The sequence below is a fragment of the Rhizobium sp. SG570 genome, assembly GCF_012275345.1.
Classification (GTDB): Bacteria; Pseudomonadota; Alphaproteobacteria; order Rhizobiales; family Rhizobiaceae; genus Rhizobium; species Rhizobium lusitanum.
Genome location: NZ_JAAZQI010000003.1, coordinates 64437 through 90445, shown reverse-complemented (window position 1 = coordinate 90445; position 26009 = coordinate 64437). Strand labels below are relative to the sequence as shown.

Annotated in this window: 24 protein-coding genes and 1 pseudogene; 13 read left to right on the top strand and 12 right to left on the bottom strand. The window is 61.1% G+C overall.

The features are described 5' to 3' along the window. Positions 1–25: 25 nt before the first annotated feature. The 6 genes from FHT28_RS07715 to FHT28_RS07690 form a co-directional block, all read right to left on the bottom strand. A complete protein-coding gene (locus tag FHT28_RS07715; protein ID WP_168595913.1) occupies positions 26–793 on the bottom strand; it encodes an ATP-binding cassette domain-containing protein in 768 nt (255 codons plus the stop codon). Further along, positions 790–1527 carry an ABC transporter permease gene (locus tag FHT28_RS07710; protein WP_168595912.1) on the bottom strand — a complete coding sequence of 246 codons (738 nt, stop codon included), beginning with the start codon at positions 1525–1527 and terminating at the stop codon, positions 790–792. The genes FHT28_RS07715 and FHT28_RS07710 overlap by 4 nt, the downstream gene beginning before the upstream one ends. Further along, positions 1527–2246, bottom strand: coding sequence for an ABC transporter permease subunit (locus FHT28_RS07705; protein WP_168595911.1), 720 nt, complete (start codon positions 2244–2246; stop codon positions 1527–1529). Before FHT28_RS07705 ends, FHT28_RS07710 begins: the two co-directional genes overlap by 1 nt. 81 nt (positions 2247–2327) lie before the next feature. Continuing rightward, the gene (locus FHT28_RS07700; protein WP_168595910.1) at positions 2328–3182 is read right to left on the bottom strand and encodes a transporter substrate-binding domain-containing protein; all 855 of its coding nucleotides are present in this window, start codon (positions 3180–3182) and stop codon (positions 2328–2330) included. Positions 3183–3247: 65 nt separating this feature from the next. After that, positions 3248–4924 (bottom strand): M28 family peptidase, encoded by a 1677-nt coding sequence (locus FHT28_RS07695; RefSeq protein WP_168595909.1) that lies wholly within the window; start codon positions 4922–4924, stop codon positions 3248–3250. Further along, the gene (locus FHT28_RS07690) at positions 4917–6341 is read right to left on the bottom strand and encodes a M20 family metallopeptidase (protein ID WP_037191549.1); all 1425 of its coding nucleotides are present in this window, start codon (positions 6339–6341) and stop codon (positions 4917–4919) included. Before FHT28_RS07690 ends, FHT28_RS07695 begins: the two co-directional genes overlap by 8 nt. A gap of 179 nt (positions 6342–6520) precedes the next feature. Between FHT28_RS07690 and FHT28_RS07685 the strand changes: the two genes are divergently transcribed. After that, positions 6521–7162 (top strand): GntR family transcriptional regulator, encoded by a 642-nt coding sequence (locus FHT28_RS07685; RefSeq protein ID WP_037191551.1) that lies wholly within the window; start codon positions 6521–6523, stop codon positions 7160–7162. Between the two features lie 12 nt (positions 7163–7174). Here the strand turns inward: FHT28_RS07685 and FHT28_RS07680 are convergent, their stop codons facing one another. Continuing rightward, the gene (locus FHT28_RS07680) at positions 7175–7510 is read right to left on the bottom strand and encodes a hypothetical protein (RefSeq protein WP_168595908.1); all 336 of its coding nucleotides are present in this window, start codon (positions 7508–7510) and stop codon (positions 7175–7177) included. Positions 7511–7610: 100 nt separating this feature from the next. Next, positions 7611–8654 carry a LacI family DNA-binding transcriptional regulator gene (locus tag FHT28_RS07675; RefSeq protein WP_168595907.1) on the bottom strand — a complete coding sequence of 348 codons (1044 nt, stop codon included), beginning with the start codon at positions 8652–8654 and terminating at the stop codon, positions 7611–7613. 179 nt (positions 8655–8833) lie between these two features. Between FHT28_RS07675 and ltnD the strand changes: the two genes are divergently transcribed. The 6 genes from ltnD (at position 8834) to FHT28_RS07645 (ending at position 14306) form a co-directional block, all read left to right on the top strand. Then, positions 8834–9730, top strand: coding sequence for an L-threonate dehydrogenase (gene ltnD / locus FHT28_RS07670; protein WP_168595906.1), 897 nt, complete (start codon positions 8834–8836; stop codon positions 9728–9730). A gap of 3 nt (positions 9731–9733) precedes the next feature. Beyond that, on the top strand, positions 9734–11008 hold the full coding sequence (otnK, locus tag FHT28_RS07665; protein ID WP_168595905.1) for a 3-oxo-tetronate kinase: 1275 nt from the start codon (positions 9734–9736) through the stop codon (positions 11006–11008). Beyond that, the gene (otnC, locus tag FHT28_RS07660; RefSeq protein ID WP_113108358.1) at positions 11005–11655 is read left to right on the top strand and encodes a 3-oxo-tetronate 4-phosphate decarboxylase; all 651 of its coding nucleotides are present in this window, start codon (positions 11005–11007) and stop codon (positions 11653–11655) included. The genes otnK and otnC overlap by 4 nt, the downstream gene beginning before the upstream one ends. 2 nt (positions 11656–11657) lie before the next feature. Beyond that, positions 11658–12422 carry a TIM barrel protein gene (locus FHT28_RS07655; protein WP_168595904.1) on the top strand — a complete coding sequence of 255 codons (765 nt, stop codon included), beginning with the start codon at positions 11658–11660 and terminating at the stop codon, positions 12420–12422. Between the two features lie 124 nt (positions 12423–12546). Then, on the top strand, positions 12547–13533 hold the full coding sequence (denD, locus tag FHT28_RS07650; protein ID WP_168595903.1) for a D-erythronate dehydrogenase: 987 nt from the start codon (positions 12547–12549) through the stop codon (positions 13531–13533). After that, positions 13530–14306, top strand: coding sequence for an SDR family oxidoreductase (locus FHT28_RS07645; protein ID WP_168595902.1), 777 nt, complete (start codon positions 13530–13532; stop codon positions 14304–14306). Before denD ends, FHT28_RS07645 begins: the two co-directional genes overlap by 4 nt. Before the next feature lie 12 nt (positions 14307–14318). Here the strand turns inward: FHT28_RS07645 and FHT28_RS07640 are convergent, their stop codons facing one another. The 3 genes from FHT28_RS07640 to FHT28_RS07630 form a co-directional block, all read right to left on the bottom strand. After that, entirely contained in the window at positions 14319–15281 is a 963-nt protein-coding gene (locus FHT28_RS07640; RefSeq protein WP_168595901.1) for a trypsin-like peptidase domain-containing protein, read from the bottom strand. Positions 15282–15435: 154 nt separating this feature from the next. Beyond that, positions 15436–17019 (bottom strand): diguanylate cyclase, encoded by a 1584-nt coding sequence (locus FHT28_RS07635; RefSeq protein WP_348644972.1) that lies wholly within the window; start codon positions 17017–17019, stop codon positions 15436–15438. A gap of 139 nt (positions 17020–17158) precedes the next feature. Next, positions 17159–18235, bottom strand: coding sequence for a LacI family DNA-binding transcriptional regulator (locus FHT28_RS07630; RefSeq protein ID WP_168595899.1), 1077 nt, complete (start codon positions 18233–18235; stop codon positions 17159–17161). A 220-nt stretch (positions 18236–18455) separates the two neighbouring features. Between FHT28_RS07630 and FHT28_RS07625 the strand changes: the two genes are divergently transcribed. The 6 genes and pseudogenes from FHT28_RS07625 (at position 18456) to FHT28_RS07600 (ending at position 25315) form a co-directional block, all read left to right on the top strand. Further along, positions 18456–19409 carry a sugar phosphate isomerase/epimerase gene (locus FHT28_RS07625; protein WP_168595898.1) on the top strand — a complete coding sequence of 318 codons (954 nt, stop codon included), beginning with the start codon at positions 18456–18458 and terminating at the stop codon, positions 19407–19409. A gap of 60 nt (positions 19410–19469) precedes the next feature. Further along, positions 19470–20702: an ABC transporter substrate-binding protein gene (locus tag FHT28_RS07620; RefSeq protein WP_168595897.1), complete on the top strand. Its 1233-nt coding sequence runs from the start codon at positions 19470–19472 to the stop codon at positions 20700–20702. Between the two features lie 71 nt (positions 20703–20773). Further along, positions 20774–21661, top strand: coding sequence for a sugar ABC transporter permease (locus tag FHT28_RS07615; RefSeq protein ID WP_113108367.1), 888 nt, complete (start codon positions 20774–20776; stop codon positions 21659–21661). Beyond that, complete coding sequence (locus FHT28_RS07610) at positions 21661–22545, top strand: carbohydrate ABC transporter permease (RefSeq protein WP_168595896.1); 885 nt, start codon at positions 21661–21663, stop codon at positions 22543–22545. The genes FHT28_RS07615 and FHT28_RS07610 overlap by 1 nt, the downstream gene beginning before the upstream one ends. A 4-nt stretch (positions 22546–22549) precedes the next feature. Beyond that, a pseudogene (locus tag FHT28_RS07605) lies at positions 22550–23632 on the top strand (ATP-binding cassette domain-containing protein). A 30-nt stretch (positions 23633–23662) separates the two neighbouring features. Next, positions 23663–25315, top strand: a complete 1653-nt coding sequence (locus tag FHT28_RS07600) for a GMC family oxidoreductase (RefSeq protein ID WP_168595895.1) — start codon at positions 23663–23665, stop codon at positions 25313–25315. A gap of 160 nt (positions 25316–25475) precedes the next feature. On the opposite strand, the gene FHT28_RS07595 is transcribed toward FHT28_RS07600, so the two are convergent. Further along, complete coding sequence (locus FHT28_RS07595) at positions 25476–25724, bottom strand: hypothetical protein (protein WP_037191599.1); 249 nt, start codon at positions 25722–25724, stop codon at positions 25476–25478. Positions 25725–26009 lie beyond the last annotated feature (285 nt).

Below are 26009 nucleotides of genomic sequence, written 5' to 3'. Positions count from 1 at the left end.
CCCTTTTCTGATTGAGCTTGACTGGTCATTTGCTGATGAACTGGCGGAAGCGCTCGGAGCACGGGCCGGCAAAGACATCCTGTGGCCTGCCGTCTTCCTCGACGACGCCCTTATGCAGGAAGATGACGCGGCTGGAGACATCACGCGCAAAGCCCATCTCATGCGTGACGACGAGCATGGTGCGCCCCTCTTCGGCCAGCGCTCGCATCACGCGCAGGACTTCCCCGACGAGCTCCGGATCGAGAGCAGAGGTCGGTTCGTCAAAGAGCATGACCTTCGGCCGCATGGCGAGCGCCCGCGCAATGGCGGCGCGCTGCTGCTGACCACCCGAAAGATGCGCCGGATAGAAGTCGCGCTTGTCGGCAATGCCGACCTTGGCAAGCAAGGCTTCCGCTTCCTCGACGCACTCCGCCCGCGAGCGCCGCTGAACGTGAATCGGCGCCTCGATGACATTTTCGAGGATGGTCTTGTGAGACCAGAGATTGAAGCTCTGGAACACCATTCCAAGCTGGGAGCGAATGCGATCGACCTGCCGGCCATCCGCCGGACGATGCGCACCGCGGGCGTTGCGCTGCATGCGGATCGTTTCGCCAGCCACCCTCACTTCGCCGGAATCGGGCGTCTCCAGAAGGTTGATGCAGCGCAGGAAGGTGGATTTGCCCGAACCGGAAGAGCCGAGAATGGAGACGACGTCACCCTCGAGAGCATCGAGTGAAATGCCTTTCAGGACTTCGACCGGCCCGAAGCTCTTGTGCATGTCGCGCACGCTGAGTGCGACTGGTATGGCGATCATTGCGGATCTCCTGCGGCAACTGCCTCGGTGGTGGAGCGGGTACTGGAGGGAGGGGGACGCAGATGCGGGCTCAACCTGTATTCGGCAAGCTGGATGAGACGCGTCAGCAAGAAATTGATCAGAAGATAGATGGCGCCGGAGACGACGAAGACTTCGATCGCGCGATAGGTCTCCGAGATGATCTTGGCGGCAACACCGGTCACCTCCATCAGGGTGATGATCGAGGCAAGCGAGGTCGCCTTGACCATCGAGATCATCTCGTTGCCATAGCCCGGCAAGGCCTGACGAACGGCGAGCGGCAGCACGATGCGGCGAAACAGCATGATGCGATGCATGCCGCAGGCACGAGCGGCCTCGACCTGCCCGTGCGGTACCGAGAGCAGGCCGCCGCGAATGATCTCACTGGCATAGGCAGCGGTGTTCAAGGTCAAGGCCAGGACGGCGCACCAATAGGGCTCGCGCAGGAATGGCCAGAAGATACTATGGCGTATGGCGGGAAACTGGCCGAGGCCATAGTAGATCAGGAAGATCTGAACCAGCAGCGGCGTACCGCGGAAGACGAAGACATAGAGGCGCGCGAACCAATCGAGGACGGCGATGCCGGAAAGGCGCGCAAGCGCCAGCAGCAGCGCCAGGATGGCGCCGAGGCAGATCGATGTCACGGCAAGCTCGATCGTCAGAGGGAGCGCGCCGATGAGACTTACGAAGGTCTCTTCAAGGAATTGCCAATCCATCAGCGCCTCCTCACACCGCGCGACAAACGCCGCTCGGCCTGTTGAAGGATGAGGCTCGAAAGGGTCGAGATCATCAGGTAGATGACGCCGGCAATCAAGTAGAAATCGAATGGAAGCCCGGTCGAGCCGGCACCGACCTGGGCCTGGCGCAACAATTCGGCGACGCCGGTGATCGACACCAGCGCCGATTCCTTCAGGACGACCTGCCAGACATTCCCGAGGCCGGGAAGCGCATGCCGCAGCGTCAGCGGCGCAATGATGCGGCGCAGGCGCAAGCCGCGCGACATGCCGCAGGCAATAGCCGCCTCGATTTCACCGGGATGCACCGCCTTGAACCCGCCCCGCAGCACCTCCGTGAACTGGGCTCCCGAGGTGACGCCCACGGCAAGCGCGCCGGCAAGAAATCCGGGAAAACCAAGAAAGCCTTCCGCCCCGAAAAGCTTGCCGATCGCCGTGACGACGGCGCTTCCGCCGAAATAGAAGAGGTAAATGACCAGCAGATCGGGAATGCCGCGCAATACGGTTGTGTAGGCATCGGCCACCGTGCGCGCAAAGCGATTGCCGGCAATCTTCGCCCAGGCACCGAAGGTCCCGATGAAGGCGCCGACCGCATAGCCGGCAATCGCGACAAGGATGGTCATCCACGCCCCGGCGAGAAGGGCATGCCCCCAGCCGTCCGGGCCGAAGCCGGCAAGTTCGAATATGCCTGGCTGGTTCATGGTGCTGCCCGAGTGGAGCAGATTCTGGCAAATCGTATCATTGTCTAAGCCTCAGCTAGGGACGATGTCTCGCGAGGGCATTCAATTGGCGTCGAACGTCGGCGTAAGGTCGATCTTGCTCCATTTTTCCGAGAGCTGCTTGATCGTCCCATCCTTAGCGGCTTGCTTGATGGCCTCATCGAATTTGGCCTTCAGATCCGTTTCGCCCTTGCGCATGCCGAGCGCCACTTCCGTCGCAAGCATCGCGCCCTTGACCATCGGCCCCGACATCATCAGGTCCTCGTTGCCCGGCTTGCCCAGAACGGAGGTCTCATAGACGCCGCTGTCAAAACCGGCATCGACACGTCCTGCCTTCAAGTCGAGATCGCGCTCGCCGGAGCTCTTATAGGCACGCACGGTGACATCGGAACCGAAATAGGCGGTGATCAACTGTTCCTGGCTGGTCGACTGAACCACGCCGATCGTCTTGCCCTTCAAGGACTTGCCGATTTCAGCCATTACCGGATCGGCCTTGGCCTTGTCGTTCAGGTTCAGCCGTTCGCCCGTCATCGGCAGCGGGGAAACCGGGCCATCCTTCAAGAGGAAAAAGCTCGCGACGCCGCTGGCATAGGGAACGGTGAAATCGACCACCTGCTTGCGCTTCTCGTTGATGCCGAGCGTCATGACAAGATCGAACTTGCCAGCATTAAGGCTCGGGATCATCGCATTCCATTCGCCGGCGATCAGCTCGCAGTCGACCTTGGCGCGGCTGCAGAGATTGTTGATCAGATCGACATCGAAACCGGCGAGCTTGCCGCTGGAGTCCATCAGGTTCCAGGGCGGAAAAGCGCCCTCGATGCCGACTTTGACATGCGTCCAATCCTTGGCGCCGGCGGCAAGCGGAGCCAGAACGACAATAGCCCCGAACACGGCGGCAAGCAGGCTTTTGTTCTTCATTTTCAGTTCCCTTTTTTTACAGCCACTTTGCGCAGCCGGTTGTTAGATTTGGCGGCCTGTCGCGATCAGTCGTTCAGCGCCGATCCGAGCGCCGCATTGGCCTCTCTCAGCGCGTGAGCAACACGATTTCTGACCTGGCGCGCATGAACGGCATAGAAGGCCGTCTCCGGCGCCCCCTTCGGCAACGAGGTCAGCGCACGCAGCCCCTCCAGTGAAGGCCAGGCAGGGTGCGGCAGGGCGGAATCGTGGTGAAAGCGCTCGCCGCTCGTATAATTCAGCGGCACCAGATGGCGCGCGGCGCGCATCATCGAAGCATTGATGTGCTCCGCCCTGTCGACGGAGACATGGCCCGCCTCAAGAATGGCCTTCGCATTGGCGTTCAGCTCATCAACCGCCTTTACCAAAACGGAAATGTCGATGCGGCCATCAAGCCCTGTCTGCAGGCGCGCGATCTGTTCACCGAGCGCTGCGGCATAGACGGTGTAATCCAGCGGCAGGACGGGCGACGCCAAGAGCCGCCACAGGACCTCGAGGACGATTTGTGTGTCGCGGATCAGATTATCGGGGTCGATATGTGCGGCCGTGTCATGCGGCGTATGCCACCACCATCCGAGCGCCGTCAGCATCTTGACCGGACCAGGCGACTGATGGCTGAGGCTGCCGAACATCGAGGGGATGCCGACACCCCAGAAGGATTGGTCCGCAGCCCGTCCATGCCTCCTGCCGGCATGCTTCTGCCCCGCGACACGTTCGATCACGTCCGAAGCGAGGGGCCGCAACTCGTCGATCACGCCGGAATTGGTGAGCACTGTTGCCCCCTTGCCGCCGGTGGAGTCGACATTTACATGCACCGCGCAACGACGATCGAGATCGTCGAAATATTCGTCCGCATACCAGGCCGAGCCGGAATAACGGCCATGCGAATGGCCGGACCAGAAGCATATGCGCAGCCCTCGCCGCCAATCAGCCGCGTGAAGGGCAAGCAGGCGGGCAGCTTCCAACATCGTCGCATTGGCGCCGCCATTGTCCATGACGCCGAAATGCCAGGTGTCGTGATGCCCAGAAAAGAGGACGAATGGCGCATCCTCGCCGGTCGGCTGAAGTTCGGCCACCAGCAGCGGCGTCTTGCGCCACCCGGTATCCACCTCCGCCGTCAGCGTCGCCTGCACTTTTTCGCCGTTCGCAAGCCGCATGCGCAAGCGATCGCCGTCTTCCTTGGCTATGGTGCAGATGACCGTGGTCGGCAGATTGACCAGTGTATGCTGCGACGGGCTGCCCCAGACCGGCGACACGCACATTTCGTAGAGATGCTCGTTCGGACTGACATGAAGCTGGCCGAGAGCACCGGCAGCACTTGCAAGTGCTGCCACTTCCTCGGTCGCGATCCCATCCACCAGAAGAATTTTCCCGGCGACGTCCTTGCCCGCGAAATCCGCCTTACTACCTTCGCCGACATAGACGAGAACGCCGGTTACTCCGGCCGCGGATGTCGGCACCGACATGGAATGCGTGATGCAACGGAGGCTCTTGCCGTCGATCTCCACTTTCGCCGCGCCAGGCAGACTGATGTAGGCGTCGTGCGACAAGAGCTGCGTGCGATAGCCATAGCTATCCATCTGCGCCTGAAGATAGCGGAAGCTTTCGAGCTCCTCAGGCGTCCCCGAGAGCTTCACCCGGCGGGCAAACTCTGTGATATGCGCCATCAGGCGCTCGCGATCGGGCTTCAGGGCCAGCTCAGCCATTGGCCGTCTCCGGGAGCGGCGGCTTGACGTCGTCCGGGATCGGATTGACGAAAGGCGTGCCCTCGAGCCGCGCCTTGTGGTCGGCCTTGGCGGCCTCGATGAGCTGCGGATTGCGGATGAGATCGGTAGCCGTGCTCGCCATCACCTTGGCTGCATGCTCGGTTCCCTTGTGCGCCACAGGCAACTTACCCTGGGCGACAAGCTGCCAGGAATGCCCCGGCGTGCCGATCGCATAAGTGGCGCCGCGCATCTGGACGGTCGGGACGACCCAGCTGACGGTTCCGACATCCGTGGAGCCGACCAGCGTGCCATCACCGGCATTCAGCGGAAAAATCTCCTCGCAAAGCGCTTGGCCCTTCTTCGGCTTCAGCGCGAAACGACCATAGGAGGCTGCGATATCCTCAGCACTGAAGGTCTGCTGGAATTTGCGCGCCGTCTCCCGGTCCTCGTCATCAAACACCGGCGGCCCAAGACGTTCGAGGTGAGAGAACATGCACTCCTCGAGCGGCGTGTTCCCGACCAGATTGGCATCGCCGCTGATGATCTCGCTACGAACGGTCGTCTCGGTCATCAGCGCGGCGCCCTCCGCTACTTTCTTGACCCGCGCGACCAGCACCAGAAGCTCCGGCAAGGTCCGCGCGCGAACCAGATAGCGGACTGTCGCCCGCGCCTGCACGACATTCGGCGCCGCACCGCCCGCATCGGTGATGGCGTAATGAATACGCGCCGTCGAGGGCATGTGCTCACGCATGTAGTTGACGCCGACATTCATCAATTCGACGGCATCGAGCGCGCTGCGACCGAGATGAGGTGTGGCCGAGGCATGCGAGGCGCGGCCGGAGAAGTGGAAATTGATTTCATTGCAGGCGAGCGAGATCGGATTGTTGACGCCGGCAAAGGCTGCCGGATGCCAGGAAATCGCGATATCTACGTCATCGAAGACGCCGGCCCGCACCATGAAGCCCTTGGAAGAACCGCCCTCTTCCGCGGGGCAACCGTAATAGCGCACCCGGCCCTTCAGACCGTTTTCGGCAAGAAAATCCTTGACGGCGGCAGCCGCCAGCATCGATCCGGAGCCGAGCATGTTATGACCGCAACCATGGCCATTGCCGCCGCTGATCAAGGGGCGCTCTTCGGCGATTCCGGCCTCCTGGCTCAATCCCGGCAGCGCGTCGAATTCACCCAATATCGCGATGACAGGTCCACCCTCGCCTGCCTCTCCCATAACTGCTGTCGGCAAGCCGGCAAGTCCGCGCTCCACCCGGAAGCCCTCGCTCTCAAGCATGCGAGCATGTTCTTCGGCGGATTGATATTCGAGATAGTTCGTCTCTGGGATATCCCAAATCCGATCGCTGAGCGCAAAGAACGCCGCGCGTTTTCTCTCGACGATTTCCCAGACCGCATCAGAATTTTGCATGGACTTGCATCCGCCTCGTGTAATGGATATCAAATTGGCACCAATTTATGTGCCAATTGAAATGGGTGCGCAAGAGATGTGCATGAATATTTTTTCGGCAGGGACAACGGGCACGTCGTTGTTGATGAGCCGGAACCTATGATAGTCATCGCGGAAATCTGGAGGCTTGGGAGAGCTACATGAATTCGCTGGAAGCTGAAGCGACAGCGCGAGCAAAAGAGGCGGAGACGCCGGATGTGACCGAGCTCATTCTCCAGGATATCCTCGCCGGCAGGCTTCCGCCCGGAACATGGCTGAAGCAGATCGATCTCGAACGACGATACAACTGTACGCGGCCGGAAGTGCGCCGCGCGCTCGACAGGCTGGTGCAGAAGCGGCTGGTGGAGCATGTTCCCAATCGCGGCTATCATGTGCACGAGCAGGACGGGCGCCGCGCTCAGGAAGTCAGCGACATCCGCGTCATCCTCGAAACGGCGGTCAGCGACCGCATCGTCGCAAACGCCGGCGAGGACGATGTCGCGAATTTGCGGGCGCTCGCCTCGCGCTTCGACGAGCTGGTGCTGACAGGCACCATGCTTGAGCTCTACGAAGCCAATCTTGCCTTTCACCGGCATTTGCTGGCGCTCGCCGGCAATCAGGAACTCGTCGAGCTGATCACGGAGATCCGGCAGCGGACGTCATCGGCGCCCGTATCGCAATGGCGCACCCGCGCCCGCATCGAGCAGTCGGGCCACGAACATCAGCTGATGGTCGACGCGATAGAGAAACGCGACGTGGACATGCTCAAGGAGCTGACGCGCAGGCATATACTGCAGGCGTAAACACCCCAGGCCCTATTTGACGGCGAAACCGACCGACTCCATCGGCTTGCCGTCGACAGAGAATTCGATCTTGTATGTCCCGACCGGCCAGCCACTGTTCGGCTTGGTCAACGCGGAATCGACGGAGATCCAGGCGATATTCACCGTGCTTCCGGCGGGGACGTCCTCGGTGAGTTCAGCCGAAACAAAGATTTTCGGTGTATCCGGGGCAAAGCTATCCTGGGTCGTGTCGGCATCTTTCTCCGTCGAGACGATAATGTTCTCAAATCCGGCGGCCCATATGCTTGATGAAACGGCTGTCATGGCAGTGAAGGTAAGGGCAAAAAGCAATTGTTGGGGGCGATGCATTCTCAAATATCCCCCGTTTGAGAAGATCACGTAGTGCCAATATCACCATCGATCTAACAAAGGCTGAAGCAACAACCGCGCCGGACCCACATGATGCTGGTCATGAACGCAAGCGCGCGGTCTCCGGCTCGTCCGGCGCATCATCGTAGCCGTCAATTCCTGTAATCACCGGCTTGAACACAACCGTTTTCTGGCGGGCATCCTGAGCGCCCGCCACCGCCTGACGGACCAACTGCGCCGCAATCTCACCCATGGCGCGCCTTGGCGAACGAGAGGTCGCGATCGGCGCCGGCAGGGAGTTGACGAGATCCAGCCCGTTGAAGCCTGCAATAAGGATCTTTTCGGGTACGGCAACCCCCAGCTCCATGCAGGCGAACAATCCGCCGCTCGCCATATCGTCGTTGGAATAATAAATGCAATCCAGATCGGGAACGGCCGCGAGCATGGCGATCGTCAGCCGCTTCCCCAAGGAGATCGAGGAAAAGGCGTCATCGACCGACTGGTTTACGAAGTGCAGGCCGTACGAATGCAACACCCGCTCGAAGCCGGCCTTGCGCTTGCCCGCGCGCAGATCCTTCTCGAGTGCGCTGCCGACATAGCCGAACCGTCTGCGGCCGGCCCCAACGAGCGCCCTTGCCATGTCCTCACCCGCCCCGCCATGCGATAGCCCGACATTGAGATCGATGGGCGTGCCATCTAGATCCATGAGCTGGATGACCGGAATATTCGCGTGCTGTAGCAATTTCACCGTCTCCTCCGGCTGATCCAGACCGGTCACGATGATGGCGCAAGGCTGCCAGGAGAGCATGTCGCGGATGATGTCGCGCTCCTTGGCGACGTCATAGTCGGATATGCCAAACACGGCCTGCATGCCGGAGCCATCCAGCCCGGCGGAAATGCCGGCCAGAACTTCGGGAAAAACGATGTTCGACATGCTGGGCACGACGACGGCGACCAGATTGGTACGCTGAGAGGAAAGCGAGAGCGCCAGCCGGTTGCCCACATAGCTCATCCGCGTCGCCGCCTCGATGACCCTCTCACGGGTTTCCTTGGAGACATCGGCGGAACCGCGAAGGGCGCGCGACGCCGTCATTTTGCTGACGCCTGCCTCGATCGCGACTTCTTCCAGAGTAGGTTTGCGCATTCCCAAGCAGCCCTCGATGACAAGCCGCACCTTGGCTGGCGCCGCTCTTCTTCATAGGATGTTTCCACCAAAATGCAAACTGCCGTCTATTGACAATTACAGAGGAAATTGGCCATGGTATCGATACCGGTATCGGTAACATCATTGATATTTGCAGAGGTAGCGCCGTGCGGGACGCAATGAAGACAGCCGTCATCGGGCTGGGATCGATGGGTTGGGGCGCAGCGATATCGCTTCTCAAAGCAGGTTTTGCTGTCCATGGATGCGATGTTCGCAGCGATGTCCTCACGCGCTTCACGGAAGCGGGCGGGGACGCCTGCACCACGCCGGCCTCGGCGGTGGACACGGTCGATGTCGTCCTCATCTACGTCATCAACAGCAAGCAGGTCGAAGACGTTCTCTTCGGGCAGAACGGTGCGCTGGAGACCGCGCGCCCCTCGACTGTCTTTCTGCTTTGCACGACCATGGCACCGAGCGCCACGACGGCCATTGCCGAAAGATTGGAAGCAGCCGGCATGCAGGTCATCGATGCACCGGTTTCCGGAGGCCATGTTCGCGCGCTGGCGGGCGAGATCACCGTCATGGCTTCCGGCCCGCAAGAGGCCTTCGACCGGGCATCCGCCGTCCTCGACGCCATTTCGGCAAAGGTGTTCCGCCTGGGGGATCGGCCCGGCGCCGGTTCCCAGGTGAAAATGATCAATCAGCTTCTCGCAGGCGTGCACATTGCGGCAACCGCCGAAGCCATGACGCTTGCCGCCAAGGCGGGCATCGACCTGAAGACGCTTTATGAGGTGATCCGCGTTTCGGCGGGCTCGTCATGGATGTTCGAGAACCGGGGCGAACACATCGTTTCGGGTGATTACACCCCACGCTCGGCGGTCAACATCTTCGTCAAGGACCTTGGCATCGTCGCCTCCGAAGCCGAAAGGGCGGGAGCCCTCACGCCGCTTACAGCAACCGCACTCAGCCTCTTCGTTGAGGCTTCCGAAGCAGGTCTCGGCCTCGAGGATGACGCTGCCGTCGCAAAGATCCTCGCCCGCAAGAGCGGCGCCATCCTGCCGGGCATGGAGGGCTAGAGGATGGCACTCCTGCTCGGCTGCATCGCCGATGATTTTACCGGGGCGACGGACCTTGCCGCGCTGCTCTCACGCAGCGGGCTGCCGGTGTCGCTGCGGATCGGCGTGCCGCAGAGGAAACGCGACGACACCGATGCAGCCGTCATCGAAGTCATCGCCCTGAAATGCCGGACAGCGCCGGTCCAGACTGCCGTGGAGCAAGCGCGACAGGCGCTGGAATGGCTGAAAGACGCGGGCGCGACCCGATTCTTCTGGAAATACTGCTCAACCTTCGACAGCACCCCGGAGGGCAATATCGGTCCGATCGCGGAAATGCTGATGGCAGAGATCGGCGCCCGGCAAACGATCTACTGCCCGGCCTTTCCCGAAAACGGCCGCAGCATATTCATGGGCCATCTGTTCGTCGGCGAGCAGCTTCTTTCGGAAAGCTCAATGAAGGACCATCCGTTGACGCCGATGCGCGATTCGAGCCTAGTGCGGCTTCTGGCGCCACAGGTGCGCGGCACGGTCGGTCTTGCCAACCGCATCGCGGTTTCCGAAGGGCCGGCGGCGCTGAAAGCGAGACTGCAAAAGCTCACGGAAGACGGTGTACAGCATGTGATCGTCGATGCCGTTTGCGACGATGACCTGCGCACGATCGCCACCGCCACGGTCGATTTTCTCCTGTTGACGGGCGGCAGCGCGATCGCCGGCCAGCTTCCTCGGCTGTACATGGAGCAAGGCCTTGCGGCGCCACCCAAGGTCCGCCAAACATTGCCAAACGTCGCGGGCGGCCAGATCGTCCTGTCGGGAAGCTGCTCTGCCATGACACGCAAACAGGTCGCCCACTATGCGGGGCGCAGTATCAGCCTGAGGCTTGACCCTCTCGCCCTTGCGGAACAAGGTGCGGCGGCAGCCTGCCGGTGGCTGCAGAAGCAACCCGCTGACGCTGCGAAAATCATCTACGCCACCGCCGAACCCGACGACGTGCGCCGGGCGCAGGAGCGATTGGGGCGAGACAAGGCGGGCCAAGTGGTCGAACAAGCGCTTTCAGAGCTCGCGCAAAAAGCCTTCCGCCTCGGCACACGCCGCTTCGTCGTTGCCGGCGGTGAGACATCAGGTGCGATCACCCAGGCGCTCGGAGTTACCCATCTGACGATCGGCCCGGAAATAGCACCCGGCGTTCCCTGGACCTTCGCGGAGGTGGAGGGCGAGACGATTGCACTTGCGCTGAAATCGGGCAATTTCGGCGGCGAGACCTTCTTTGCGGATGCCTTTACCCGGCTGGAGACGGCATGAGCGAGGAAGCCAAGCTGCGCGAGCAGATATGCCAGATGGCCAAATCGCTCTACGACAGGGGCCTGACCGCGGGCTCGTCCGGAAATATCTCCGCACGTCTCAGCGATGGGCGCCTGCTGGTGACGCCGACAGGCAGTTCCTTCGGCCGCTTGGATCCTTCACGCTTGTCTCTGTTCGACGCCAATGGACGCCTGATCGGCGGAGACAAGCCGACGAAGGAAATGCCGTTGCATGCCGCCTTCTACGAGACAAGACCGGAGAAGACAGGTGCCGTCGTGCATCTCCATTCCAGCCATTCGGTCGCGCTGTCTGTTCTGCCCGATATCGATGGCGACAATATGCTGCCGCCACTCACGGCCTATTCGATCATGAAGCTCGGCAAGGTGAAACTCCTGCCTTATTTCATGCCGGGTGATCCCGCCATGGGCGATGCGATCCGTGGCCTTGCCGGCAAACGCAGCGCCGTGATGCTGGCGGCACACGGACCGGTCGTCTCGGCAAAGGATCTGGAAGCGGCGATCTATGCCATCGAGGAGTTGGAAGAGACGGCAAAACTTGCCATCCTGACGCGAGGGGCCAATCCCTCCCTGCTGACCGACGCACAAATTGCCGATCTGGTTCGCACCTATGATGTGGAGTGGGACTGAACATGCTGCGCTTTTCCGCCAATCTCGGCTTCCTTTGGCAGGAGCTTTCGCTTCCCGACGCGATCCGAGCCGCCAAGGCAGCCGGCTTCGATGCTGTGGAATGCCATTATCCCTATGACGTTTCGGCCGAAGCCGTGCGTCAGGCGCTCACCGAAACCGGTCTTCCCATGCTTGGTCTCAACACGACACGCGGACGCGTCGAGGACGGCGACAATGGGCTGGCGGCCTTGCCGGGGCGTGAGGAGGAGGCACGCCGGGCGATCGATCAGGCATTCGACTACGCCGCCGCCATCGGCACGCGAAACGTGCATGTGATGGCCGGAAAGAGCAATGGCGAAAAGGCGCGCAGCATCTTCATCGCCAATCTGCGCTATGCCTGCGAGTGTGCAGGCAAGGTAGGAGCGAACGTGCTGATTGAGCCGCTGAACCACCGCGATGCACCGGGATACTTCCTGCAGACGATGGAGCAGGCGCTCGGCATCATCTCCGCGGTCGGAGCGCAGAACATCAAGCTGATGTTCGATTGCTATCATATCCAGATCATGCAGGGCGACTTGACGCATAGGCTGCAAGCGCATCTGGACGCCATCGGCCACATTCAGATCGCGGCCGTCCCGGACCGGCGTGAACCGGATCACGGAGAAATCGACTACCGCTATATCCTGCGCTTTATCGAAAAGCTCGGTTATGACAGGCCCATCGGGGCCGAATATCGGCCGGCAACCACTACGGAAGCTGGCCTAGCCTGGCTACAGGCGTATCGATGAGAGCAGCAATTCATATCTGAACCGTTTTGACCGCCGTCGATTGGGCCGAAGCAAGGGGATTGGCGAGGAGAAGGCGGCAACTATCTTTGAAGACCGACGCCAGTCCTTGGGAGGAAGAGCCGAAATGCATGTATTGATATTGGGCGCTGCGGGCATGATCGGCCGCAAGCTTGTCGACAGGATCGCAGCCGAGCCGAAGACTCTCGGACAGTCGATCGATCGCTTGACGCTCGCGGATGCGGTGCAGCCGCCGGTGCCGGAGGCTCTCAAGGACGTTTCGAAGGCTGTCACGGTGGATCTCGCGAATGCCGGCATCGCAGACAAGCTCATCGAAGACCGTCCCGATGTCATTTTCCATCTTGCCGCCATCGTCTCGGGCGAAGCGGAAGCGGACTTCGATAAGGGCTACACCGTCAACCTTGATGGCACACGGGCACTGTTCGAGGCCATCCGGCAGCAGGGACTGAAGACTGCGTACACACCGCGCGTGATCTTTGCGTCGTCCATCGCCGTATTCGGCACGCCTTTCCCCGAAATTATCGGCGATGAATTCCTGACGGCACCGCTTACAAGCTACGGCACGCAGAAGGCGATCGCCGAGCTGCTGCTCGCCGACTATTCCAGGCGCGGCATTTTCGACGGCATTGGCATCAGGCTGCCCACCATCTGTGTCCGCCCCGGCGCCCCGAACAAGGCCGCCTCAGGCTTCTTCTCGAACATCCTGCGCGAGCCGCTGGTCGGCAAGGAGGCCATTCTGCCGGTTAGCGATACGGTGCGGCATTGGTTTGCCAGCCCACGCTCTGCAGTCGGCTTCTTTGTACATGCCGCAACGCTCGATACTGCGAAGATCGGGCCGCGACGCAATCTCACCATGCCGGGGTTATCGGCGCTCGTTTCCGATGAAATCGACGCGCTGCGTCGGGTGGCCGGCGACAAGGCTGTCGCCCTCATCCGGCGGGAACCCGATCCGGTGATCGAGCGGATCGTCGCCGGCTGGGCAACGCAGTTCGATGCGCAAAGGGCTCGCGATCTCGGCTTCAAGGCGGAACAGAGCTTCGACGAGATCTTGCAGGTGCATATCGAGGATGAACTGGGCGGGAGGCTTGCATGAGCGAGGTTTCATCCAGCACACACAATGGAATAGCATTGGTGACCGGCGGCGGCACGGGTCTCGGGCGCGCCATGGCGAAAGCGCTCGGTGCAGCCGGCTACAAGGTCGTGATCTCCGGGCGGCGGACGGATGTTCTTGAAAAATCCGCCAAGGAGCTTACGGAGGAGACCGGCGCGGAATTTTTCGCGGTTGCTGCCGATGTCAGCGATCCGGTATCCGTCCGCGCCCTTTTCGATGCCATTTCCAGCCGATACGGCCGCCTCGATCTTCTGGTCAACAATGCCGGCATGGGCCTGCCCGCAGTTCCGATGGAGGAACTGACCTTCGAACAGTGGAACGCCATCGTCGGAGCGAATTTGACCGGCGCATTCCTCTGCACGCAGCAGGCCTTCCGGCTGATGAAGAACCAGGTGCCGCACGGCGGCCGCATCATCAACAACGGTTCGATTTCGGCGACGACGCCGCGCCCGCTTTCAGCACCCTATACGGCCACGAAGCACGCCATCACCGGCCTGACGAAATCGACGGCGCTCGATGGCCGGCCTTTCGACATCGCCTGCGGCCAGATCGATATCGGCAATGCCGCAACCGACATGACGGCACGAATGAGCGCCGGCGTGCTGCAGGCGAATGGGGAAATCGCCGCAGAGCCGACGATTTCGGCCGAGCACGTGGCGCGCGCCGTTGTCTACATGGCCACCTTGCCGCTGGATGCCAACGTGCTTTCGATGACCGTCATGGCGACGAAAATGCCATTGCTCGGCAGAGGGTAGCAATCGGCGACACTACGTTGCCGGGCGAGCCGACGGCTTCACTTGCCGTCGCTCGATCTGGCCGCCGACGCTGAAGATCAAAACCTCGATCTCGGTATCGATCTTATCGCCATCAAGCAGCCTGACGACATCATCTATGCCTGACACGGCATAGTCATCGATGGCGAGCAGATAGTCGCCCTCCTGCAAGCCACCCTTTTCGGCCGGGCTGTCCTTTTCGACGCGGCGCAGGCGCACGGCGGTCGAGTGCGTGACGCCGGCTTCCAGGGCAATACGGCGATGCAGTTCCACCGTGTCGGCAGCAATGCCAATATAGGCGCGCCTGACATGACCGAACCGCAGGATCTCGGACACGACATGCTTCGCCGTATTCGAGGCGACCGAAAAGGCGATACTCTGGGCGCCCTGGATGACAGCGGTGTTGACGCCGATCACCTCGCCCGCCGAGGACACCAGCGGCCCGCCCGAATTACCCGGATTGAGCGCTGCATCCGTCTGGATGATGTCTTCCATCAGCCGGCCACTGGCCGCGCGCATCGACCTGCCGAGCGCCGACACGATACCGGCCGTGACGGTCCATTCGAAGCCGAGCGGATTGCCGATGGCAATCGCGATATGACCGCGCTTCAGCGTCTTGGAATCGCCGAGCCTTGCCCATGCACCGGGCCAGTCATTGGCGCGGATCAGCGCAAGGTCGGTGTCCGGATCGCGGCCAAGCACCCTGCCCTCGATGGTCGCGCCCTCGGGCGTCTTGATGCGCACGGCTTTCGCGTCGTCGACGACATGGTTGTTGGTGACGACGAGACCATCCGGCGAGATGGCGAAGCCGGAACCATGCCCGGCGCGGCCGCCCAACCGCTCGATCCGGCTGACAGCCGGTCCGACGACATCGACGGCGCTCGATACCGATTGAGAATAAGCATCCAGCAGCCCGGCATCAGATGACGGCTGGATGTCGCGATCAATGAATCCCATAAAAAACTCCTGCGACGCGGACGCGCGTCGCTACGAGGACCGGCAGCAACTGTGAAAAAGCGAGAGGCTGTCAGTTCGACAGATTGAAACAGTTGATAATCAGATGAGGGGTCGCCGGGCCAAGTTCAAGAGCCGCGCGCAAGCGCCGCCAGCCTCACCTTCGACGTCTCGGAACATTGCGATGTCGATAGCTGTCGGACGCCATCTGCCAGGTATTCCGCCCATTGGCTTTCGCCCTGTAGAGGGCGTGGTCGGCCTCCAGAACGAGGGCTTGCCCATCCTGACCCTCCGCAGGTGCCGCCGAAACACCGACACTGATGCCGATATCCACCGGGACACCTTCGATGAGGAAGGATGACTTGAAGGCAGCTATGCAGCCCTGTGCCAGCTCGGCTACATCTCCCTCGTCAGCCTCCATCAGGATGGCGAATTCGTCGCCACCCAGCCGCGCCACCATATGACCCCTCGCGGCCCCTCGCAGGCGCTCGGCGACCATCTTGAGCACATCGTCACCCGCGGCGTGCCCGAAGGTGTCGTTGACCGGCTTGAAGCCATCGAGATCGAGGCAGAAAACGGCGACACGCTTTCCATTATTCGCTCTCAACGCTTCGCCAAGGGCCTTGTAGAAGCACATCCGGTTTGGCAATCCAGTCAGCATATCGTGCGCGGCGAGACGGTTGGCTTCCGCTTCAGCGAGAATCCGGTCGCTGACATCGGCAATGGTCAGCAGAAGACGGCGTTCCTTGCCTTCGTGCAGCACGCGAACATAGATGAGCACGTGACGCTCGGTGCCATCAGCTATTCTCTGCCGCCAGACCGTTCTGGCCTCGCAGTCGCCTCCGAGTTCGAGAAGCGCTCTTGCAAATCGATCGGCCTCGCTTTCGACATGCATGTTGGATGCTTTCCAGGAAAGCAATGCCTCTTTCCCGAAGCCGTAGAAATCCAGCGCGGCCCGGTTCGCCTGCAGAATTTGAAGGCTGCTGCCGTCGCACAGGAGCATGGGCATCGGATTGGCGTCGAACAGCTGGCGCAGCCATTCCTCACGCTGTTTCAAATCGGTGATGTCTACCCGCGTGCCGATGGCGCCGCCATCGGGGGTACGTCGATCGTCATGCCGCAGCCACCGTCCGTCGCGCAGTTGCTGCTCTTCCTGTGAAACGGGCTGGTGAAATTTCCGCATGCGCTGTCGCAGCCAGGCATCCTTGTCTTCGACAACCTCCCGCATTCGGTTGCTCGCAAGGCTCACCTTCAATATGTCCTCGAAAGCGACGCCGGGTTTCAGATGATCCGCGATGTCCGGGTAGAGTTCCGCATATCTCTCATTCCAGAGAACGTAACGGTCGTTTGCGTCGAAAACGCAAACAGCCTCCGGCAGCATCTCGATGACGTATCGAAGACGCAGGTTCGCCTCGCGTGCCGCGAAAGCCGCCTGCCGCTCTTCGCTCTCCGGTTCGACAAGAACCGCAGTCATTACGTCAGAGGCCGATTGCCAGGTGATGACTTTGACATGACAGTCTCGCCGATGGCGATTGCCGGCCACGACAAGCGGCTGTGCTGGGGCGGCGGCCAACGGCCAGTCAGGCAGCAGATCCGAGATGACGGCGGCGAAAGGCTGGTCTCCAAGGCCAAAGAAATCACGAGCTTCGGCATTCGCCGAGACGATGGCACCTGTGGTGTCGATCACAAGTGCCGCCATCGGACAGGCTTCAAGGAATGCGACGATTTCCGCGCCCAGCATCTTATCCAGTACAGGCCTTTCGAAGTTAGCATCTATACCTGATTGTAAGACCTGATGGTAAAAGAATGTCCTAAGCTGGATTCCGATATCTCGCCCCTCAAATATCGGCGATTTACCCGTGGGGAGCGAGATGCGGCCGTCAGGTACTCGGCCGCACCGGACCGAAGCTTTCGCGCCGAATGAGCTTACTCGAGATGACGTGACGTGTCGCCGCTCCCCTTTCCGGCGCATCGATCCGTTCCATCAGCAAGCTCACAGCCAGCTGCCCCATCTCCTCGACCGGCTGCTCGATCGTCGAAAGCGGAGGAGAGGAATATTCGCATACCGGTGCGCCATCGAACGACACGATGGAAAGATCCGCCGGAATTTTCCAGCCCATTCGTTGGACGCAGCTCATGAATGAAATAGCCATGTCGTCGCTCGTGGCAATGACGGCGGTCGGCTTCTGCTTGAGATCGGCAAATTCGGCGGCCGCAGCGACGCCGATCTGGAAACCGTGCTGATAATCGAGGGTGCCTCCGGACCTGATGACCGCCTTTTCGGACAGTCCTGCCTCGGCGAGCGCTTCGAGAACGCCAAGATAACGCTCGTTGTCGTGATAGTTGCCCACCGGCCCGGCAAGATAAAGAAACCGCCTATGGCCGAGAGCGATCAGTTCGCTCGTCGCATCCCGAACGGACTGCCGATCATTGGTGACCACGCTCGGCAGGGCCGCGCGGCTCATGTCGAACAGGAGCGAGACGATCGGCAGGGCCGAATCCTTGAGCGACCGGCCGCCATCGACGGGCAGATCGGAGGAGAGAATGATGGCGCCGCGAACCGTGCCGCCGAAGGCCAGATCGAGGATGTGACGCTCCGAGGTCTCGTCGCGATCGAGGTTCGCGATCATCAGATGGTAGCCATTCTGGCTCAGGGACCGGTTGATGCCCTGCAGGACCTGCGGAATGACCTGCGAGACGCCATAGTAGAGCGAACCCGGCAGGACAATCATGACGACGTTGGATTTGCCGACGCGAAGGCCTCGGGCCATGGCATTCGGTGTATAGCCGAGCTGCTTGGCAGCGGCATCGATCTTGGCGCGCGTCTTCTCGTTCACACGACCCGGATTGGCCAGCGCCCGACTGACCGTCGAGATGGCGACCCCCGCCAGCCGGGCGACATCCGCCATCAAAGGTCCCGAATGCTCCTCCACGGGCAGATCCTTGTTATTTTTCACTTTTTTACGTCCTTCCCGATGCCTGCTTCGCGGGATGCTACGGCAATCCCAGAGGTTTAGCAAACGATTGCCAAAAACTGCTTGCATATAAAAACGACTTGTCTACTATCTAGGCACGGCAAACGATTGCCAGTTGTAGTGCATTGAAATCATTATGGATTATTTGCCGTGGAGCAAAGCTCCGCGAACGATCTTCCATGCCTTAGGAACGGATAGCATCATGACCTCAACGGAACGGCTTCGCTTTGGCGTCGATCTTGTCACTTTCTTCCACCCCGGATTTTGGGGCGTTGGAGATTATGACGGCATCATCGCCCTGTCACGCAGCGAGCCGCGCGCGTTTTGGGACAAGATTCTCGATGCCGTGCAAGCCTCCGGCGTCACCGGCGTGGAGCTTACCTTCTCGCCGTTCAACTGGCAGGATGCGACAAAGACCTATGGCTCGGTCGAAGCCTTCGCCGCCGAGCTTTCCAAGCGTGGGCTGACACTGGCGAGCGGTTTTTTCGCCGAGCTCGAGGCCGCAGGCGATTTTACCGAAGCATCCGCGCAAGCCGCCATCATCGACAAGGCCGAGAAATACGCCGAGTTCCTCAAGGCCTGCGGCAGCGACATCATGGTCATCGGCGCGCCGCTTCGCCAGACGCTTGGCGCCCAGCCGACACGATTCTTCGATTTCGAGCAGGCGCGCAAGATTGCCGATTTCCTCAACCGCCTCGGCGCCACCCTTTACACCAAGGGCGTGCGGCTGGCCCTCCACACCGAGGCGCACTCGATCTTTGCAGCCGCGCGCGATGTCGATCTGCTGATGCTGCTGACGGATCCGGCCTACGTGCATATCTGCCCGGACACGGCGCATATCATCGTTGCCGGCTCCGATCCGCTGCAGCTTGTCGACCGCCACCATGAGCGCGTCATCATCGCCCACTGGAAGGACGCGCTCGGGCCGATGCCCGCCGACACGCCGATCGACGAGCATATCCACGATCGCCATCGCCCCTATTTCTGCGGCTTCGGCCTTGGCCGCGTCGACTGGCCAGGCTGGGCCAGGCTCCTGCGCGACCGTGGATATCAAGGCTGGGCCATTCTCGAGCTCGACGCTGCGCCCGATCCGGTCGCCGACATCGCAAACGGGTTGACGCTCGTACAGCAGGCGCTTCTGCCGATCTATCGATGATGCCAATGATCTGAAGACCAAACGGCCCCGCCAAGAGGGCTTTCTTGAAGAGGTGGAACAATGAAAAACAGAATGAAACTGCTATTGGTGGGAGCCGCCCTCGTCGCGGCATCCACCCCGACCTATGCCGAAGACAAGCCGAAGGCCGAGGTGATGACCTCATGGACCTCCGGCAGCGAAGCCGCCGCCCTCAGTGTCATCAGCCAAGAATTCGAAAAGCGCGGCGGTGTCTGGAAGGATTCCTCCATTGCCGGTTTCGGAGCGGCGGACGCCGCCTTCCAGAACCGTCTGGTCGCGGGCGATCCGCCGGCTGCCAAGCAGGCCGTGATCGGCCTTGCCAATACCGATTTCGTCAATCAGGGCCTTCTGAACTCCATCGACGACGTGGCGAAAGCCGGCAAATGGGCAGAGGTCCTGCCGAAATCGATTTTTGATCTCATCTCCTATAACGGCAAGGTCTATCTCTCGCCGAGCGATGCCCATGGCGAAAGCTGGGTGTTTTATTCCAAGGATGCCTTCGCCAAGGCCGGCGTGACCGAGGAGCCGAAGAGCTGGGACGAATTCTTCGCCGCTCTCGACAAGCTCAAGGCTGCCGGTGTGCTGCCGGTCGCCTGGGGTGGCCAATCCTGGCAGGAATCCAAGGTTTTCAATATGATCCTGCTGACCCAGGTCGGCATCGACGGCTTCCTCAAGATCTATGTCGACAAGGAAAAGGGCGATGCATCCGTCGAAGGCGTGAAGAAGACGCTCGATATTCTCGGCAAGCTGCGCGCCTATGTCGATGAAGGGGCTGCAGGACGCAACTGGAACGACGCGACCGCCATGGTCATCACCGGCAAGGCCGGCGTGCAATTTATGGGCGATTGGGCCAAGGGCGAATTCGTTGTGGCCGGCAAGCAGCCAGGCAAGGACTATGGCTGCATGCTCGCCCCGCAATCGCCGGGGATGGTCTATGTCGCCGACTCCTTCTCCTTCCCGAAGATCGCCGATGCGGCATCCCAGAAGGGCCAGACGCTGCTCGCGGAGGTCGCCATGGATCCGGCCGTGCAGGTCGAATTCTCCCTGAGGAAAGGCTCGGTGCCGATGCGCACCGATGTCGACAAGTCGAAGCTCGACATATGCGCGCAAAAGGGGCTGGAACTGATGAGCGCGGGCAAGATCGTGCCGGACCAGGCCCTGATCCTCTCGCCGCAGCAGGCTGGTGCGCTCAACGACTTCGTCGACGAGTTCTGGACCAACCCTTCCGAGGACAGCGCCTCCGGCGCCGAGAAGTTCTTCGCGATCTTCGAATAGGGCCTCGCAACGGGCCGATCGGAGGCTTCCCTCCGATCGGCTCTGCTCATTCCTTTTGAAAGGGTTTGCTGATGCAAGCCAAGCGCAGACGTCCCCTTGCTGCGACCTATGCCCTCCTGCCGACGTGGATAGCCGCGATCTTCATCTACATCGGCACGATGGTCTGGTCGGTGCGCCTGTCCTTTACGGATTCGACCATCTTTCCGTCATCCAACTATGTCGGGTTTGCCCAGTATGCCAGGCTGTTCCGGACGTCGAGATGGCTCGCGTCCCTGGAAAACGTGCTGATTTTCGGCGTGCTCTATGTCGGAGGTTGCCTCGCCCTCGGCTTCGTGCTGGCGGCAGCACTTGACCGTAAGGTCCGCTTCGAAAGCGTGTTCCGCACTATCTTCCTGTATCCCTATGCCATGTCCTTCGTGGTCACCGGCCTGATCTGGCAATGGATGCTGAACCCGACCTTCGGCATCCAGGCGACGGTCAGGGCGCTCGGCTGGCAGAGCTTCGTCTTCGACTGGATCGTCAATCGCGACATGGCGATCTACACGGTCGTTTTCGCCGGCGTCTGGCAAGGGGCGGGCCTTGTCATGGTTATCGCGCTCTCCGGCATGCGCGGCATCGGCGAAGAGCAATGGAAGGCAGCCCAGATCGACGGCATTCCAGTCTGGCGCATCTATCTCTCGATCATCCTGCCGCAACTTGGGCCAGCGCTTGCCGCGTCGGGCATGCTGCTCTCCATGGGCGTCATCAAGACCTACGACCTCATCGTGGCGCAGACCGGCGGCGGCCCCGGCTATTCGACCGAGGTGCCGGCGAAATTCATCATGGACAATCTATTCGAGCGCCAGAACCTCGGCCTCGCCAGCGCCGGCGCCACCGTGCTTGTGCTCTCGGTCGTCATGGCCGTCGCACCGTTTCGATACGCGCTTTACATGCGTGCCAGAAGAAGGGGAGCACACTGATGGCAGCTCTTCATCCCCGCGGTCCGAAGCCTTCGCGACTGTCGTCCGGCCAGATCGGGCTCTATGCCTTCCTGATCCTGGCAGCGCTGTTCTTCCTGCTGCCGCTCTATACGATGCTCGTCACCTCGTTGAAGACGATGGAGGAGATCCGCCAGGGCCGCATCTTCGCCTTGCCGGATACCGTCGATTTCAATGCGTGGAAGACGGCCTGGTCGGGAGCCTGCATGGGCACGCAGTGTCTGGGCGTGCGCATCGGCTTCTGGAACTCGGTGAAGATCACCGTGCCGGCCGTGGCGATTTCCGTCTTCATCGGCGCGATCAACGGCTATGCCCTCTCCTTCTGGCGGCCGAGGGGGGCGAACCTTCTGTTCGGCGTGCTGATGGCCGGCGGCCTCATCCCATACCAGATCTTCCTTTATCCGCTGGTTCGGCTGCTCGCCAATCTGAGCCTCTATAATTCAGTGGCCGGCGTCGTTCTGGTCCATGTCATCTTCGGCCTGCCGCTGGTGACGCTGTTGTTCCGCAATTATTTCGTCGCCATCCCCGAAGAGCTCTGCAAGGCCGCGCGCGTCGATGGCGCCGGCTTCTGGCGAATCTTCTTCGAGATCATGCTGCCCATGTCCGTGCCGATGGTCGTCGTCGCTTCCATCTTCCAGTTCACCGGCATTTGGAACGACTTCCTGATCGGCCTGGTCTTTGCCGGGCGCGACAATCTGCCGATGACGGTGCAGCTGAACAACATCGTCAACACCACCATGGGCGAGCGCGCCTACAACGTGAACATGGCTGCCACCATCCTGACCGCCGTCGTTCCGCTCGCCATCTATTTCTTCTCCGGCCGCTGGTTTCTGCGTGGTGTCGCCGCCGGAGCTGTGAAGGGGTAACGCCATGCAGCCTGCCGTGTCAGTCAAGGACCTCAAAATCGCCTATGGCGATCACACCGTCATCGAAAAACTGTCGATCGACATCGCTCCGCGCGAATTTCTCGTGCTGCTGGGGCCGTCCGGCTGCGGAAAGTCGACCCTGCTCAACTCCATCGCCGGGCTGCAGGACATCAGCGATGGCGAGGTCTGGATATCGGACAAGAACGTCACCTGGGCCGAACCGAAGGATCGCGGCATCGGCATGGTGTTCCAGTCCTATGCGCTCTAACCCCGCATGTCGGTACGCAAGAACCTGTCCTTCGGCTTGCGTGTGGCCGGTCTTCCCAAGGCCGAGATCGAGGCGCGCATCGCCCGCACGGCTTCGATTCTGCATCTCGACAAATTGCTCGACCGCCGACCCTCGGAACTGTCGGGCGGCCAGCGCCAGCGCGTCGCGATCGGCCGTGCCCTGGTGCGCGAAGTGAACGTCTTCCTGTTCGATGAGCCGCTTTCCAATCTCGACGCCAAGCTACGCAACGAATTGCGCGTCGAGATCAAGAAGCTGCACCAGAGCCTGGGCAACACGATGATCTATGTGACGCATGATCAAGTGGAAGCGCTCACGCTCGCCGACCGTATCGCCATCATGAAGGATGGCGTGATCCAGCAGCTTGCCAGCCCATCCGAAATCTACCATCGCCCTGTCAACCTCTTCGTCGCTGGCTTCATCGGCGCACCGGCAATGAACTTCATCAAGGGCGAGATTGTTCTGGGGTCAGGCACGCCGGTCTTCGAAAGCAACGACCTCACCATTGATCTGGCCAGCTATCCCTTTTCGACTGCCGTCAAGGCGGGTCCCGCCACGCTCGGCATCCGGCCGGAACATATCGCGCCGGATAATGTGGCAAGCGGCTGGCCCACCATTCCGGGCATCGTCTCCGTCGTCGAACCGATGGGAGCGGACACCGTGCTGTGGTTCGACTGGGCAGGCCAAAGCCTCTCCTATCGCATCATGGGCGATGCCGCGCTCCAGCCGGGCACGGCGATCGCACCCGGGCTCGATATCGCCAAAGCCTCCCTTTTCGACGCCGATGGCGCCCGCCTCTGAACCCGCTTTCACAGCATACGGAAATGACTCATGTCTCAGACTGTCTATGACGCGCTGGTGATCGGATCCGGCGCAGCCGGCTCCTTTGCCGCCAAGGAATTGACCGCCCAAGGGCTGTCGGTATTGCTGCTGGAGGCCGGTCCTGCCGTGACGCAGAAGGATTTCGATCCCAATCGCAAGAAGGCGCCCGCAAGCAGCATCAATATCTGGGAGCGAGCCCGCGCCACGATCAAGGGCCAGCCCATTCAGGCGCGCGCAGCCTTCTTTACCGAGCGCTTCAGCCATTTCTTCGTCAACGATCGCAAGAACCCCTATACGACGCCGAAGGATGCGCCATTCCTGTGGATACGTGGCCGTCAGGGCGGCGGCCGCCTGCACAGCTTCGGCCGCGTGCTGTTGCGCTGGACGGACGATGACTTCAAGATCCGCTCAAAAACCGGCAAGGGTGAGGACTGGCCGGTTTCGTACGAAGAACTCGCGCCCTATTATGCCGAGGTCGAATCCAGCCTCGGGCTTTATGGCAATCCGGACGGCGTCAAGACACTGCCCGACGGCGTCTACGCGCATCCGGCAAAGCTGACACCGGCCGAGGAGACCTTCAAGACGGAAGTCGAGGGACGTTGGCCCAAGCGGCATGTCGTTTCCTGGCGCTATATTGCTCCTGATGCCGAGCGCACGCCGAAGCCGCTGCGCGAGGCATTGGCAACCGGTCGGCTGACCATCCGCCACGACGCCATCGTGCGCCGCATCACGACCGATGATCGCGGCAAGCGGGCAACGGGTGCGGAATTCATCGATCGTGTCACCGGCAAAGTCGAGACCGCGCGCGCGGCCCTCGTGGTGCTTTCGGCATCGCCGATCGAAAGCGTGCGGCTGCTTCTCAATTCGGCGACCGCCAGCCATCCCCAGGGACTGGGGAATAGCTCGGGCACGCTCGGACGCTTTTTCATGGACCAGCTGCCGTGCCTGGCCTTCGGCTCCTTCTCGAAAGCAAAAGGCTGGGCAGTCGACGACTCCGCCCCAACGGACCCATTCTACAATCCCTCCGGCGGCATCTTCGTGCCGCGCTTCGGGGAAGGCGATGCAGGCCGCGATGATTTCGACTATCAGGGCAGCATCGGCCGGGCACCGACGCCGAATAACGAGCCTGCACGGCTCGCCTTCTTCGGCTTCGGCCGCATGCTGCCCTATGCCGACAATCGCATCACGCTCGATACAAGGCGCAAGGATGCCTGGGGCATTCCGGTTCCCCATATCCGTTGCGTCATGGGCGAGGAGGAGCATGCGTTGCTGCGCCGGCAGGAAGAAGTGCTGATCGAGATGGTGCGCGGCGCCGGCGGCGAGCTGGAATTCATCGGTTCGCCCACCGGCCTTAGGGAAATGGGCCGCGGCGCCTTTCCCAATGCCGATCCGTTCAGCCGTTTCATGTTCCGACAATGGTTCCGGAAGACCATGTGCATGGGAGCCGCCATCCACGAGACCGGCGGCGCGCGTATGGGTGCCTCAAGCAAGGATTCCGTCCTCAATGCCCATAATCAAAGCTGGGACGTTCCCAACCTGATCGTGACGGATGCCTCCGCCTTCCCGGGCAGCGGCATTGCCGGCACCACGCTGACCGTCATGGCATTGACCATTCGGGCCTGCAGAAACCTCGTCGATCAATATCGAGCCGGACGATTGTAGCCATCCATTCTTGGAGGGTGGGGCAGCCGGAACCTGGAGAACAGGTCCGCCATCTGTCGAAAGGGTGACCAATCAGATCGTCGTGCACAAACATCAATCCACTCTCGGCCCAGAGAACAACCGGGCCGGGGACCTCTGATCAAGAGCTTGATGTCAGCGATCAACCGCCGACGGCATCGGCGGTGCACTTCTTGACAAAGCTCGTCTTGGCGGCGCCGGCTAGTTTCTTGGTAGCCGCTTGGGCATCGCAAGAACTTGCCGCATCCTTCGCGCACTTGTTGCTGAAACTGGTCAAGGCTGCTCCCGCCAGCTTCTTGTCGGCTGCCTGTGCCTTGCAAGTGGCATCGGCGGCCATCGCTCCGGTGGCAAGGCAGGTTGAAAAAATCGCAAGTCCGAGCAGCCTGATCATCGAAGTCCTCCGGGGCAACCCTCTGCAGAACGCTGAGGTAACCCGACTCTAACCTAACGGCGGCTGTAGTAAAGGCTTCTCCGATCGCCGATGGAGCAAAAAAACCTCCTGTGGGAGCCAACCTTTCGCCCATTGATCCATCTCGTATTGAACCAATCGATAAAAGAATGGAAAGTGGTTATATACCGGGCGAGCAACGGCAAATTACGCCCCGCCCTCCCCGTCACGCAACAGCAGCCCGTGACAAGCAACAACGCTATCCGAACGCTGATCCAGAAATTCCCG

What these genes read in the sequence shown, in the direction of transcription:
- ltnD (WP_168595906.1), top strand. Translation starts at nt 8,834, where the DNA reads ATGAAGACAGCCGTCATCGGGCTGGGATCGATGGGTTGGGGCGCAGCG.
- FHT28_RS07640 (WP_168595901.1), bottom strand. Translation starts at nt 15,281, where the DNA reads ATGGGATTCATTGATCGCGACATCCAGCCGTCATCTGATGCCGGGCTG.
- FHT28_RS07645 (WP_168595902.1), top strand. Translation starts at nt 13,530, where the DNA reads ATGAGCGAGGTTTCATCCAGCACACACAATGGAATAGCATTGGTGACC.
- FHT28_RS07610 (WP_168595896.1), top strand. Translation starts at nt 21,661, where the DNA reads ATGGCAGCTCTTCATCCCCGCGGTCCGAAGCCTTCGCGACTGTCGTCC.
- FHT28_RS07685 (WP_037191551.1), top strand. Translation starts at nt 6,521, where the DNA reads ATGAATTCGCTGGAAGCTGAAGCGACAGCGCGAGCAAAAGAGGCGGAG.
- FHT28_RS07625 (WP_168595898.1), top strand. Translation starts at nt 18,456, where the DNA reads ATGACCTCAACGGAACGGCTTCGCTTTGGCGTCGATCTTGTCACTTTC.
- FHT28_RS07595 (WP_037191599.1), bottom strand. Translation starts at nt 25,724, where the DNA reads ATGATCAGGCTGCTCGGACTTGCGATTTTTTCAACCTGCCTTGCCACC.
- FHT28_RS07680 (WP_168595908.1), bottom strand. Translation starts at nt 7,510, where the DNA reads ATGCATCGCCCCCAACAATTGCTTTTTGCCCTTACCTTCACTGCCATG.
- FHT28_RS07700 (WP_168595910.1), bottom strand. Translation starts at nt 3,182, where the DNA reads ATGAAGAACAAAAGCCTGCTTGCCGCCGTGTTCGGGGCTATTGTCGTT.
- FHT28_RS07715 (WP_168595913.1), bottom strand. Translation starts at nt 793, where the DNA reads ATGATCGCCATACCAGTCGCACTCAGCGTGCGCGACATGCACAAGAGC.
- FHT28_RS07690 (WP_037191549.1), bottom strand. Translation starts at nt 6,341, where the DNA reads ATGCAAAATTCTGATGCGGTCTGGGAAATCGTCGAGAGAAAACGCGCG.
- FHT28_RS07655 (WP_168595904.1), top strand. Translation starts at nt 11,658, where the DNA reads ATGCTGCGCTTTTCCGCCAATCTCGGCTTCCTTTGGCAGGAGCTTTCG.
- FHT28_RS07635 (WP_348644972.1), bottom strand. Translation starts at nt 17,019, where the DNA reads ATGCTGGGCGCGGAAATCGTCGCATTCCTTGAAGCCTGTCCGATGGCG.
- denD (WP_168595903.1), top strand. Translation starts at nt 12,547, where the DNA reads ATGCATGTATTGATATTGGGCGCTGCGGGCATGATCGGCCGCAAGCTT.
- FHT28_RS07675 (WP_168595907.1), bottom strand. Translation starts at nt 8,654, where the DNA reads ATGCGCAAACCTACTCTGGAAGAAGTCGCGATCGAGGCAGGCGTCAGC.
- FHT28_RS07600 (WP_168595895.1), top strand. Translation starts at nt 23,663, where the DNA reads ATGTCTCAGACTGTCTATGACGCGCTGGTGATCGGATCCGGCGCAGCC.
- otnK (WP_168595905.1), top strand. Translation starts at nt 9,734, where the DNA reads ATGGCACTCCTGCTCGGCTGCATCGCCGATGATTTTACCGGGGCGACG.
- FHT28_RS07705 (WP_168595911.1), bottom strand. Translation starts at nt 2,246, where the DNA reads ATGAACCAGCCAGGCATATTCGAACTTGCCGGCTTCGGCCCGGACGGC.
- FHT28_RS07620 (WP_168595897.1), top strand. Translation starts at nt 19,470, where the DNA reads ATGAAAAACAGAATGAAACTGCTATTGGTGGGAGCCGCCCTCGTCGCG.
- FHT28_RS07695 (WP_168595909.1), bottom strand. Translation starts at nt 4,924, where the DNA reads ATGGCTGAGCTGGCCCTGAAGCCCGATCGCGAGCGCCTGATGGCGCAT.
- FHT28_RS07615 (WP_113108367.1), top strand. Translation starts at nt 20,774, where the DNA reads ATGCAAGCCAAGCGCAGACGTCCCCTTGCTGCGACCTATGCCCTCCTG.
- otnC (WP_113108358.1), top strand. Translation starts at nt 11,005, where the DNA reads ATGAGCGAGGAAGCCAAGCTGCGCGAGCAGATATGCCAGATGGCCAAA.
- FHT28_RS07710 (WP_168595912.1), bottom strand. Translation starts at nt 1,527, where the DNA reads ATGGATTGGCAATTCCTTGAAGAGACCTTCGTAAGTCTCATCGGCGCG.